Origin of the sequence: Brooklawnia sp. (assembly GCF_049651565.1) — a bacterium.
In the GTDB taxonomy this organism is placed as follows: domain Bacteria; phylum Actinomycetota; class Actinomycetes; order Propionibacteriales; family Propionibacteriaceae; genus Brooklawnia.
Map to the genome: position 1 here is coordinate 1 of NZ_JBASCI010000034.1, position 11,468 is coordinate 11,468.

The window sequence follows — 11,468 nt, forward strand, 5'->3', positions numbered from 1 at the left end:
CCTCCGAAACCCAGCGAGTCGCCGCCTTCGACCAATGGCTGCACCATTACAATCACCACCGAGGCCACACCGCGCTCAAGGGACATCCCCCAGCCGCGCGCGTACCCAACCTATCCGGGGTGAACACCTAGCCGGCGAACCAGGTCTGCGCCGAGGTCACCAACCGGCTCGGCGCAGACCTCGGACAGCCCGAGCCACTGGGCCATCCGGGTCAGCTCGCTGACCAGGGCGTCCAGCACCTGGCCGGCCGGCCAGCGGTGGCCGGGCTCGGCCCAGGCCGAGTGGACGCGCAGCACGCCGGCCTGGCGGTCAGCCTTCAGGTCGACCCTGGCGGCGACCTGTTCGGCCGCGAGCAGGCAGTAGACGTAGTAGCCGAAGCGCCGCTTGGCGGCCGGCACGTAGATCTCGATGCTGTAGTCGGCGCCGAACAGCGCCCGCAGTCGGCGGCGGTCGAACAGCAGCGGATCGAACGGGCAGATCAGTGCCTGGGCGGTGACGCGTCGCGGAAGTCGGGCCTGGTGCCACAGCCAAGCTGGCGCCGCCACCTGGTCGATCCGCACCGGCGTCAGCAGGCCGTCCTCGGCCAGTTCGTGCAGGGCGATCCGGGTTGGCTGCTTTGCCAGCCGGAAGTACTCCGCCGCCCAATCGGCGGTGACCACCCCCAGGGCGGCAGCGGCCCGGCATGCGAGCATCCGGTGGGCGGCGGCGATGTCGGGTGTGGGCGAGTTCACGATGGCGCGTGGCAGCACCCGTTCGGGCAGGTCGTAGCGACGCTCAAAGGCCTCGTTCCGGCTGGCGGCGGTCAGGGTGCCGCTCCAGAAGTGCCACTCCAGAGCACGCTTGGTGGCCGACCAGTTCCAGCCCCATTCGGTCGGGATACCGCGGGCCGGGGCCTCGATGCGGGCCTCGACCTCGCGGGCTGTCAGCGGTCCACCCTCCGCGACCTCCTGCCACACTGCCTCGACCAAGTCGGGATGCTCAGCGCGAACCCGTCGGATGCCACCCCAGGCGTCCTGCTCGGCGCTCGCCATCCGGTGCCGCAGCGCAGGCTGCAGGCGGATATCGATCAGGCTGGCGGCATGCCCCCAGTACTCGAACACCCGGCGCGGCCCCCGGCCGGCAGCCCGATCGAGCAGCGCGGTGTCGTAACCACCGAGCCGGCTGAACAGCGGCAGGTAGTGAGCGCGCATCACCACGTTGACCGAATCGATCTGGAACTGCGCGAGCCGGTCGATGACCTGCTGCAGCTGCCGCATCCCCGGTGGCACAGGCTGCCGGCGGCCGAATCCCTGGCTGGTCAGCAGCACCCGGGCCGCCTCGGCCCGCGAAAGCGTCTCGCGCATGGCGCAACGCTACTGGCCCGGCACCCGGGTGCAGCGGTCAGCGCGGGGTCAGGCGCGTTGCACGGCTCCGCACAGCTCGGCGGCCCGGGCAACCGCCGCCTTGCGCGACTCGGCGGCCTCGGCCTCGGTCAGGGTGCGGTCCGGCGCCCGGAAACCGAGCGCGAAGGCCAGCGACTTCTTGCCCTCACCAATCTGGCTGCCGGTGTAGATGTCGAACAGCCGGATGGTCTCCAGCAGTTCGCCGGCCCCGTCGACCAGGGCCTGCTGCACCGCGGCCGCCGGCACCTGTGCGTCGACGATCAGCGCCACGTCCTCCTTGGTCAACGGGAACGCTGAGAGCGGCTGCACCTCGCCGCCGCGCGGGGCGGCCGCCATCATCGCGTCCAGGTTGAACTCCACCGCGCAGGCTCGCTCGGGCAGGCCGTAAGCCCTGGTCACCCTCGGGTGGAGTTCGCCGGCATGACCGATGGCCACCTCGGCGTCCTCCTTGGTGACGAACAGCTCAGCGCAACGTCCCGGATGCCACGGCTCACGCTGGGCAGCCCGCCGACCCAGGTCCAGGCCGAGCGCAGCGGCCGCAGTCAGCGCAAGGTGGACGGCGTGCCGCCAGTCGGCAGGCTCGGCCGGGCCCTGCCATCCGGCCGGAACCCAGTTGCCGGCCAGCACACCGGCCAGGGCCAGCGGCTGGTCGGGCAGGTTTCCGGTGACCGCCGCGATCTCGGCCGGGCTGGGACGCCGGGAGACAGCCGGCATCGGCGCCGGACCGCGATCGTTGGCGAGGAAGACCGATCCACACTCGAATACCGCCAGGTCGGTCTGGCTGCGGGAGGTGTTCCGGGCCACCGCGGCGAACAGGCCGGGCAGCAGGGTGGTGCGCATGAACGGCTGGTTGTCGGCCAGCGGGTTGGCCAGCCGCACCGTTGCCCGTCGTGGGTCGTCGGCGGGCAGCCCCATCCGGTCAAGTTCGTCGGAGCTGATGAATGGCAGGGTCAGCAGCTCCACGAAGCCGGCCGCGGCCACCGCGTTGAGCACCGACCGCCGCGAGCGCTGCTCGAAGGTGTAACCGGTGCCGGGCGGGGCGGACGGCACCTCGGCGCGCACCACCCCGAAGCCGACCTTGCGTCCCACCTCTTCGACATAGTCATAGGGGTCGACCAGGTCGGGACGCCAGGTGGGAGGTACCAGGTGAAGCCAGTCACTGCCGCGGTCGTCGCGTCGGCCCGAGACCTTGACTCCGGAGGCCTGCAGCACCTCGACGACCTGGTCGGCGCTGATCGGCGCACCCAGGATCCGGGCCGGCAGGTCGGCACGGATCCGCTGGGCCGGCATGGCCGGTACCTCGCCCACCACGGTGTGGTTTTCGGAGACCTTGCCGCCGCCGAGTTCGGCCATCAGCCGGGCGGCCATCCGGGCCGCGGCCAGCGGCAGCGCCGGATCGACGCCGCGGGAGAACCTGGCGGAGGCCTCGGACGGCAGTTTGTGCCGCCGGAAGGTGCGGCTGATGGTGACCGGGTCGAAGCGAGCGGCCTCCAGGACGATGTTGCGGGTGGTCGGGGTCAGCTCGGTGGTCTGCCCACCCATCACCCCGGCCAACCCGATCGGCCCGGAGTCGTCTGTGATCAGCAGGTCGTCCGGCGACAGCTTGCGGTCGACGTCGTCCAGGGTGGTCAGTCGCTCCCCGTCGACCGCCTGTCGGACCACGATCGGTCCGTGCAGGCGGTCGGCGTCGTAGGCGTGCAACGGCTGGCCGGATTCAAGCATCACGTAGTTGGTGATGTCGACGTCCAGGCTGATCGAGCGCATGCCCGCAGCCACCAGCCGGGCCGCCATCCAGGTCGGCGTCGGGGCGTCCGGGTCGACGTCGTTGATAGTCAGGGCCGCGAAGATCGTGCAGTTCTCCGACTCCACCCGGATGGGGTAGCCATCCTGGGACGGGCGGACAGTGCCGATCAGGTAGGGATCGGTGAAGGCCACCCCGAACGCCTGCGCGGTCTCGCGGGCGATGCCGCGCATGCTGAGGCAGTAACCGATGTCGGGGGTGACGTCGATCTCCAGCACCTCGTCGCGGGCCTGCAGCACTTCCATCGCATCGGCACCCAGCACGGGCGGGCGACCGTTGATCGACTCGGGCAGCACCATGATGCCGCTGTGGTCGACGCCGATACCCAGTTCGTCCTCGGCACAGATCATGCCGTCGGAGACCCGGCCGTAGGTCTTGCGGGCGGTGATCTCGAACCCGCCGGGCAGCACCGCGCCGGGCAGGGCGACCACCACGTGGTCGCCGCTGTCGAAGTTGCGTGCGCCGCAGATCACCCCGCGGGGCGCCAACTCGCCGACGTCCACCTGCACCCAGCGGATCACCTTGCCGTTCTTCTGCGGCTTCTCGGTGTACTCCAGCACGCGTCCAACCACGACCGGGCCGCTGACGTCGGCGCCGGCGACCTCGATCCGTTCGACCTGCAGGCCGGCGCGGGTGAGGGCGTCGGCAACCTGCGCGGTGGTGACATTGGCGGGCAGCGTGACCAGTTCACGCAGCCATGACATCGGAACCCTCATCGGGCACCTCCTCGCAACGATCGGGGGAAGCGGACATCGCCCTCGACGAAGTCGCGCAGGTCGGGGGCGTTGTTTCGGAACATCACGGTGCGGTCGACGCCCATGCCGAACGCGAAGCCGGAGTAGACATCGGTGTCGATGCCGGCGGCAGCCAGCACACGCGGGTTGACCACGCCGCAACCGCCCCACTCGATCCAGCCCTCCGACTTGCAGGTGCGGCAGGGCCGATCCGGGTTGCCAACCGACTCGCCGTGGCAGACGAAGCACTCCAGGTCCATCTCGGCGCTGGGCTCGGTGAACGGGAAGTAGTGCGGGCGCAGCCTGGTTCTGACGTCATCGAACATGGCCATGGCCAGGTGGTCGAGGGTGCCCTTCAGGTGACCGAGGTGGATGCCCTTGTCGACTGCGAGCCCCTCGATCTGGTGGAACATCGGCAGGTGGGTTGCGTCGTACTCGTCGGCACGGAAGACCTTGCCGGGGCTGACCATGTAGATCGGCACGTCGCGGCTGAGCAGGGTGCGCATCTGGACCGGAGAGGTCTGGGTGCGTAGCAGCTTGCGGTCCGAAGGCGGGTCGACGAACAGGGTGTCGGTCATGCCGCGTGCCGGGTGGGTCTCCGGCATGTTGAGGGCGTCGAAGTTCAACCACTCCGATTCGAGCTCCGGTCCCTCGACGACCTCCCAGCCCATCGCGATGAACACGTCCGACATCTCGTTGAGCAGGGCGGTCACCGGGTGCAGGGCGCCGACCGGGTGCAGCTCGACCGGCAGGGTGACATCGACCTGTTCGGCCAGCAGCGCCGCCTGCAGTTCGGCGGCCTCCACCTCGGTCTGGCGGGCGGCCAGCGCCTGGTTGACCCGACCGCGAGCCTGCCCGACCAGTTGTCCGGCATACTTTCGCTGGCCAGGTTCGAGCTGGCCGATCGCCCGGTTCGCCAGGGCCAGTGGCGACTTGTCGCCAGCGTGGTCGGCTCGCACCTGCCTCAGTTCGGCCCCGGTGTCGGCGGCCTGAATCGCGGTCAGGGCGGCATCCACCAGGCCGAGCACGTAGTCGGCGTCGAGTGGATTGGGTTGGCGGTCGGTGTCCTGGGCAGTCATGGCTCCCTCGGGTTGTGGGCTCGATGTCGGCGTTCCGCGTCCGCCGTGCGCGCGGGCGTGCCGTGGTCAGTCTAGTGAGCCGCTGCTAGTACCTTGATCGGTGCTGCGGGCGATGGGCGGCGGGGCGAGTGGCAGGCCTAGACCTGCACGGTAAATTCCGCGACACCGCCGAACAGGCGGGCCATGCGGATCGCGGCGCCTTCAACCATGCCGACATCCTAACAGACCTTCTTGCGCCCAGGTCATCGCGCCTGCCGCGCGGATCGGCTGCGGCGCTGGGAGCTGGCGGTGGCATAGAGGCAGACCGCCGCGGCCGTCGACAGGTTCAGGCTCTCGGCCCGTCCCCACATCGGGATGGAAACCACCCGGTCCACCTGGGCGAGCAGTTCGTCGGGCAGTCCCCAGGCCTCGTTGCCCATCACCCAGGCGGTGGGACGGGCGAGTTCGCCGGCCGCTGCCAGTTCGTCCAGGTCTCCACCCCCGGCGTCGGCCGCCAGCACCTGCAGGCCGGCATCCCGGGCCCAGCCGACCACCTGGTCGAACCTGACGCCGTGCGCCACCGGCAGGTGGAAGATACTGCCCACCGAGGCCCGCACGGTCTTCGGGTTGGTGTGCTCCACCGAGCCGTGGGTCAGCACGACGGCATCTGCACCGAACGCGTCGGCACAGCGGATCACCGTGCCGGCGTTGCCCGGATCCCGAACCTCGGCGCAGATCACCACCAGGTCCGGGTCCTTCGGCAGCTCGGCCAGCCCGACGGCCTGGTCCCGGACCACCGCGAAGATGCCCTGGCTGGTCACCGTGTCGGTAAGTTGCGCGACCTGCGACCTGGTGGCCACAACCACCGGCACGTCGCCAGCGCCGGCCAGCAGCTCTGCCAGGCGCAGGGGGTCCTGAACGATGACCAGCCGTACCCGGCCCGGTTCGGCGAGCGCTTCGCGGACCGCCGGTGCGCCCTCAACCAGAAACTCGCCGGCCCGTTCGCGGCCCTTGCGTTGCAGCAGACGACGGGCCGAACGCAGCTGCGCCGTCGAGATCGGCGCGCGGCCGTTCGGCCCGTCGGGACGCTCAGTCACTGCCTCAGGCAGCTGCCGCCGGCTGGTTCGCCTTGGCGAGGTCCACCAGCGCGGTGAAGGCCACCGGGTCGTTGACGGCCAGGTCGGCCAGCACCTTGCGATCCACCTCGACGCCGGCATTGTGCAGACCGTTGATGAACCGGTTGTACGTCATGCCGTTCTCGCGGCAGGCCGCGTTGATCCGCTGGATCCACAGGCCGCGGAAGTCGCGCTTCTTCGTGCGGCGGTCGCGGTAGGCATAGGTGGCCGAGTGCAGCGACTGCTCCTTGGCCTTGCGGTAGAGGCGTGACCGCTGCCCGCGGTATCCGGAGGCCTGGTCGAGCACCTCGCGGCGCTTCTTGTGTGCGTTGACTGCGCGCTTGACGCGTGCCATTTCGTGCTCCTCGTCTGGTTCTGTTCGGTGCTGACTCGCGGAGGTTCAGCCGCGCCGCGACTTGGGCTTGTAGCCACCCATCAGCCGCTTCATCTTCTTGGCGTCGGTGCCCTCCAGGACGCCGTCAACGCTGAGCCGGCGGGTGCGCCGGGTCGGCTTGTGCTCGTTCAGGTGGCCCTTGCCGGCACGCTTGTGCTTGAGCTGACCGGTGCCAGTCACCTTGAACCGCTTCTTGGCACCGGAGTGCGTCTTCATCTTCGGCATGGTGCCGCTCCATTCTCTCGATCGTCCCGGACGCCGACGTGTGCGCCGGGCAGGATCCCGTGGTGCAGGATCCGGTGGTCTACAGGTCGATGTCCGGGTCCATGTTGTCGGCCGGACCCCGCTTCTTCTTCGGCTGGCCGGCGCCCTTGGCCCGAAGCTCCGCCTCCACGCGCTTGTCCTCATCCGCCGCGGCCTGCCGTTGGGCGGCCTTGCGTTCGCGCTGCTCGGCCTCCACCGCGCGGGCCTCGCTCTTCTTGCGGGTGGGAGCGAGCACCATGTGCATGTTGCGGCCCTCGAGCCGGGGGGCCTGCTCGATGACGCCATCCTCGGCCACATCCTCGGCAAGCTGCTTGAGCAGGTTGACGCCCAACTCCGGACGCGACTGCTCACGGCCACGGAACATGATGGTGATCTTCACCTTGTCGCCGCCCTTGAGGAACCGGACCACGTGACCCTTCTTGGTGTTGTAGTCGTGGTCGTCGATCTTCGGCCGCAGCTTCATTTCCTTGATGACCGTGTTGGTCTGGTTGCGCCGCGACTCGCGGGCCTTCTGGGCGTTCTCGTACTTGAACTTTCCGTAGTCCATTAGCTTGCAGACCGGCGGGCGGGCATCCGGGGCGACCTCGACCAGGTCGAGATCCGCCTCGCGAGCAAGCTGCAGCGCCTGCTCGACGCGAACAATGCCGACCTGTTCCCCCTCCGGTCCGACCAGGCGCACTTCCGGCACCCTGATCCGCTCGTTGATGCGGAATTCGTTGCTGATGGCTGTCCCTCCAATGTCGTTGGTTGTGCTGACAGTTCCCCGGGCGGTTATGGCCCGGAATGAAAAGAGGCCTCCGCGGACGCGAAGGCCTGACGACGGTAACGTCGGACGAGCGTCCGATATTCCGGCGACCAGCCGGAACCGTCTGCACCGACCCGGGGCCTGCGATGGCTCGTGCGGCCCGAGGTGGAGGGTCAGGCCCTCACTTCGTTGGGACCGGATCCGTTTGGGAACCGATCAGCCCGTCAATCGTAGCCCATCGATGCTTTGCGGCCCAACTGGGCGGGACGGTGTGAGAGGCTTCCGCCATGAGCGACCCCGCAATCGTCATCCTGGTCAGCATCGGACTAGGGCTGATCGCCGCGGTCTGGGCACTGCTGATGTGGAACTCCAGGCACAGCGCCCGGTACGTGGCGCGTGCGGTCGGCATCATCCTGCTGATCATCGGCGCCTACCTGACCGGGGTCTCCGGCCTCGTCCTGCAGTGGGTTCGCGGTCTGGTCGACTGGGTGCAGCGCAAGGAGCTGGACACCGCGACGTGGATCGGGATCGCGGTAGCGGTGCTCGGCCTGATCGCCTATCTGGGGGGCGGCCTGATCAAGGCGCCGACCCGTGAGGAGGCAAGGCAGCGTCAACTGGCTCACGAAACCGAACGTCAGGAGCGACTCGCCGAGCAGGCGGCCAAGGTGCGGCAGCAGTCGAAGCCACAGCCCGCCCCCAGGCCGCAGCAATCGCCGCCGCTGCCGTCCCAGTCCCAGCCGCCCACCGGCCAGCCCACCACTAAGGCGCCAGGAGCGACCCCGGCAAGCGCGGACGACGAGGTCAGCAACATCCTCAAGAAGCACGGGCTCGAGTAGCCGACGCCCCGCGCTGGCTACAGCCGGCAGGCCGACAGCTCGGTGACCAGTATCGCCCGGGCACCAAGGTCGTGCAGATCGTCCATCAACAGCTGGTGGTCCTTGGCCGGCACCAACGCGCGCACCGCCACCCAGCCCGGCTTGGCCAGCGGCGAGACCGTCGGGCTCTCCAGTCCGGGGGTCAGCGCGGACGCCTGCTCCAGCAGCTCGGTGGGGATGTCGTAGTCCATCAGCACGTAGTTGCGCGCCACCAGCACCCCGGACAGCCGCTGCAGCAGGTGGTCCAGGGCCGCCTGGTCGACGTCGAGGCTGCCCGGGCGACGCACCAGGATGGCCTCGGAGTCCAGGATGGGCTCACCGAACAGCTCGAGGCCAGCCCGTCGCAGCGTGGTGCCGGTCTCGACCACGTCGGCGATCGCGTCCGCGACACCGAGCCGGATGGACGACTCGACCGCCCCGTCCAGGTGGATCAACCGGGCGTCCACCCCCTTTTCGTCCAGGTACCTGCGGAGCAGCCCGGGGTAACTGGTGGCGATCCGCCTGCCGTTCAGGTCGGCGAGCTGGTGTGTGGCGCCGGCGGGGGCGGCAAACCGGAACTTGCTGGCACCAAAGCCCAGACTCATGATCTCCTCGGCGTTGGCGCCTGAGTCCAGCAGCATGTCGCGCCCGGTGATGCCCAGGTCTAGAGTTCCCTCACCGACGTAGACGGCGATGTCGCGGGGACGCAGGTAGTAGAACTCGACCCGGTTGGCCTCGTCGATGAGCACCAGGTCCTTCATGTCGGTGCGCTGCCGGTAACCGGCCTCTGTCAGCATGCCGGCGGCGGACTCGGCGAGGGCACCCTTGTTGGGCACGGCGATCTTGAGTAGGTCAGACACTTGCGATTCCTTGTCGGTCGGTCGGCGAGCAGGTCACAGGTAGCGGTAGATGTCTTCGAGGGTGAGGTCGAGCTTCACCATCATGGTCAGCACGTGGTAGATGAGCTGGCTCATCTCCTCGGCGGCGGCGTCCCTGCTCTGGAACTCCGACGCCATCCAGACCTCTGCCGCCTCCTCGACGATCTTCTTGCCGATGGTGTGCACCCCGGCGTCCAGGCGCTCCAGGGTGCCGGAGCCCTCGGGACGGGTGGCGGCGATCTGCCTGAGTTGGGCGTACAGCTCCTCGAATGACTTGCTCACCCCCACAGGTTAGTGCAGGGCGGCCGGCCGCCCGAACCGCTCCCAGCGGGTCTCACACCAGCCGGACGGCCTGCTTGATCTCGGCGACCATTCTGGGCCGGACGCTGAGCTCGGTCACCCCGTATCCGACCAGGGTGGCGGTGGCGGACGGGTCGCTGGCCAGGTCGCCGCAGACCGCAACCGGCACCCCGGGCAGACCCTCGCAGGTCGCCCGGATCAGGTCGAGCACTGCCGGGGCGTCCTGCCGGGCCAGGTCACGGACGGCGGCATTGGTGCGGTCGGCGGCCTGGGTGTACTGGCTGAGGTCGTTGGTGCCGATGCTGACGTAGTCGACCAGGCCCGCGAAGTCGGCGGCCCGGATGGCGGCCGCCGGCACCTCGACCATGATTCCCAACGGGATGGCCGGCGCCTGGAGTTCGGCCCGGACCTGTTCCAACAGGCTGCGCGCCCAGATCACCTCGTCGGGCGTGGTCACCATTGGCAGCAGCAGCCGCACCTCGACCTCGCGCGCCGCCAGCAGCATCGCCCGCACCTGGTCGGCGAACAGTTCCGGGGCTCGGCGCATCAGCCGGATGCCGCGCTCGCCAAGCGCCGGGTTGTCCTCATAGTTGTGGGGCAGGAAGGCCATCGGCTTGTCGCCGGACGGGTCCCAGCTGCGCACCGTGATGGGCCCGTGAAGGGCCCGGCCGATGCGGGTCAGGAGGTCGGCCTGCTCGTCGACGGTTGGGGCGGCCGGGGACGCGCCGAACAGCACCTCGGTGCGCACCACACCGCTGCCCTCCGCGCCCTCGCGGGCGCCGACGATGGCGTCGTCCAGTGAGCCGACGTTGGCCTCGACCATGATGCGTCGGCCGTCGCGGGTCAGCGCCGGTTCACCGGCGTGTGACCTGGCCTGTTCGGCGTCCCGGATCCGCTTGCGGTTGCGTTCTGCCAGTTCGGACCGCAGTTCGTCGGTGACCTGTGGCCACAGTTCCCGGGTGACCGGGTCGAAGGCGACCACCGCCCCGTCCGGGATCTTCTCGGCGTCCGGACGGCCGGTGAGGATCGGGATGCCACGTGCCTGCGCGGCCAGCATCCCGTGCCCGGACGACCCGCCGGCCAGCGTGATCACGCCCAGGCAGGTGCGGGGATCCAGCCGGACCGCGGTGGCGACGTCGAGCTCCTCGAGCAGCCAGATCCGCGCCTCGTCGGGGCCCTGGTCGGCCAGCGGACGCCCGAGCAGGGCCAGCAGCAGCAGCCGGCGCAGACTGCGCACGTCCTGACCACGTTCCCGCAGGTAGGAGTCAGCGAACTGGTCGAACTCCCGGGCGGCCTCGGTGAGGTTCTTCTCGACGGCGTCGACTGCGCTGAACCCGGCGCTGATCAGTCCCACGATGCCGTGTTGGAGTTCACGGTCGGCCAGCATCATGCGCTGGGCGTCGACAATGCCTGCCACGCCTGGGCCGCCATTGCCCAGCCCGGCCAGGAAGTCATCGACGGTCAGCACCGCCTGCTGAAAGCGGTCGAGTTCCCCCTTGGGTGCCTGCGGTCGGTAACCGGCCGTCGGCGGCCGGGTGGTACTGCGGTTGATCTTGCCGATCACCGACTGGTGCTCGGCGGCCGCCGGTAGCTCCAGCGCCTCCAAGCTCACCCGTTCTGTGGGCCGGGCCGCCACCGGGGCGCCGGAGGCCGGCCGGTGGTCAAGGTCCTCACCGAAGTCGCGGCCGGCCAGGTCGGCCAGGGTGTCGCGGGCCTTCTCGGCGTCCGGGCCGGTGAACCGGGCCTCGAGGATCTGGCCCGACATGATCTGCAGGGCGGTTATTCGGCTGAGGCTGTCGGCCGGTGCCGGGCCACGCCCGGTGGTGGCGTTGCTGAGCAGCACTTCGGCGTCCAAATCGCGCAGGTGCGCGACGATCGCGGCGGCAGGACGCACGTGGATGCCGTGCGGGTTGCGCACCGTGGTGCGCCAGACGATGCGGCGG

General features: G+C 69.6%; 11 protein-coding genes and 1 pseudogene. 2 read left to right on the forward strand and 10 right to left on the reverse strand.

The annotated features are described in order from the left end of the window. Positions 1-131: pseudogene (locus tag WBL05_RS01760) on the forward strand (IS481 family transposase); the annotation flags it as partial. On the opposite strand, the gene WBL05_RS01765 reads toward WBL05_RS01760, so the two are convergent. The 7 genes from WBL05_RS01765 to infC all read right to left on the reverse strand — a co-directional run bounded on the left by WBL05_RS01765 (position 111) and on the right by infC (position 7,523). Further along, positions 111-1,343 carry a winged helix-turn-helix domain-containing protein gene (locus tag WBL05_RS01765; RefSeq protein WP_424223349.1) on the reverse strand — a complete coding sequence of 411 codons (1,233 nt, stop codon included), beginning with the start codon at positions 1,341-1,343 and terminating at the stop codon, positions 111-113. The pseudogene WBL05_RS01760 and the gene WBL05_RS01765 overlap by 21 nt on opposite strands. Positions 1,344-1,391: 48 nt before the next feature. After that, positions 1,392-3,899 (reverse strand): phenylalanine--tRNA ligase subunit beta, encoded by a 2,508-nt coding sequence (pheT, locus tag WBL05_RS01770; protein ID WP_424223350.1) that lies wholly within the window; start codon positions 3,897-3,899, stop codon positions 1,392-1,394. Then, entirely contained in the window at positions 3,896-4,996 is a 1,101-nt protein-coding gene (pheS, locus tag WBL05_RS01775; RefSeq protein WP_424223351.1) for a phenylalanine--tRNA ligase subunit alpha, read from the reverse strand. Before pheS ends, pheT begins: the two co-directional genes overlap by 4 nt. 242 nt (positions 4,997-5,238) lie before the next feature. Beyond that, entirely contained in the window at positions 5,239-6,072 is an 834-nt protein-coding gene (locus tag WBL05_RS01780) for a TrmH family RNA methyltransferase (protein ID WP_424223352.1), read from the reverse strand. Positions 6,073-6,076: 4 nt separating this feature from the next. After that, positions 6,077-6,445: a 50S ribosomal protein L20 gene (gene rplT, locus WBL05_RS01785; RefSeq protein ID WP_424223353.1), complete on the reverse strand. Its 369-nt coding sequence runs from the start codon at positions 6,443-6,445 to the stop codon at positions 6,077-6,079. A 45-nt stretch (positions 6,446-6,490) separates the two neighbouring features. Beyond that, a complete protein-coding gene (gene rpmI, locus WBL05_RS01790) occupies positions 6,491-6,709 on the reverse strand; it encodes a 50S ribosomal protein L35 (protein WP_424223354.1) in 219 nt (72 codons plus the stop codon). Positions 6,710-6,788: 79 nt separating this feature from the next. Further along, complete coding sequence (infC, locus tag WBL05_RS01795) at positions 6,789-7,523, reverse strand: translation initiation factor IF-3 (protein WP_424223359.1); 735 nt, start codon at positions 7,521-7,523, stop codon at positions 6,789-6,791. Between the two features lie 257 nt (positions 7,524-7,780). Between infC and WBL05_RS01800 the strand changes: the two genes are divergently transcribed. Continuing rightward, positions 7,781-8,329, forward strand: coding sequence for a hypothetical protein (locus WBL05_RS01800; protein WP_424223355.1), 549 nt, complete (start codon positions 7,781-7,783; stop codon positions 8,327-8,329). 17 nt (positions 8,330-8,346) lie between these two features. Here WBL05_RS01800 and hisG read toward each other — a convergent pair whose 3' ends face one another. The 3 genes from hisG to WBL05_RS01815 form a co-directional block, all read right to left on the reverse strand. Beyond that, positions 8,347-9,207 carry an ATP phosphoribosyltransferase gene (gene hisG / locus WBL05_RS01805; protein ID WP_424223356.1) on the reverse strand — a complete coding sequence of 287 codons (861 nt, stop codon included), beginning with the start codon at positions 9,205-9,207 and terminating at the stop codon, positions 8,347-8,349. Positions 9,208-9,240: 33 nt separating this feature from the next. Then, positions 9,241-9,507, reverse strand: a complete 267-nt coding sequence (locus tag WBL05_RS01810; protein WP_424223357.1) for a phosphoribosyl-ATP diphosphatase — start codon at positions 9,505-9,507, stop codon at positions 9,241-9,243. 52 nt (positions 9,508-9,559) lie between these two features. After that, positions 9,560-11,468 (reverse strand): putative PEP-binding protein (locus WBL05_RS01815; protein ID WP_424223358.1); only part of this gene is annotated, 1,909 nt, incomplete at its 5' end.

Bases quoted from the DNA above. Each gene is read 5' to 3' on its own strand.
- WBL05_RS01765 (WP_424223349.1), bottom strand. From the start codon at position 1,343: ATGCGCGAGACGCTTTCGCGGGCCGAGGCGGCCCGGGTGCTGCTGACC.
- pheT (WP_424223350.1), bottom strand. From the start codon at position 3,899: ATGAGGGTTCCGATGTCATGGCTGCGTGAACTGGTCACGCTGCCCGCC.
- pheS (WP_424223351.1), bottom strand. From the start codon at position 4,996: ATGACTGCCCAGGACACCGACCGCCAACCCAATCCACTCGACGCCGAC.
- rplT (WP_424223353.1), bottom strand. From the start codon at position 6,445: ATGGCACGCGTCAAGCGCGCAGTCAACGCACACAAGAAGCGCCGCGAG.
- rpmI (WP_424223354.1), bottom strand. From the start codon at position 6,709: ATGCCGAAGATGAAGACGCACTCCGGTGCCAAGAAGCGGTTCAAGGTG.
- WBL05_RS01800 (WP_424223355.1), top strand. From the start codon at position 7,781: ATGAGCGACCCCGCAATCGTCATCCTGGTCAGCATCGGACTAGGGCTG.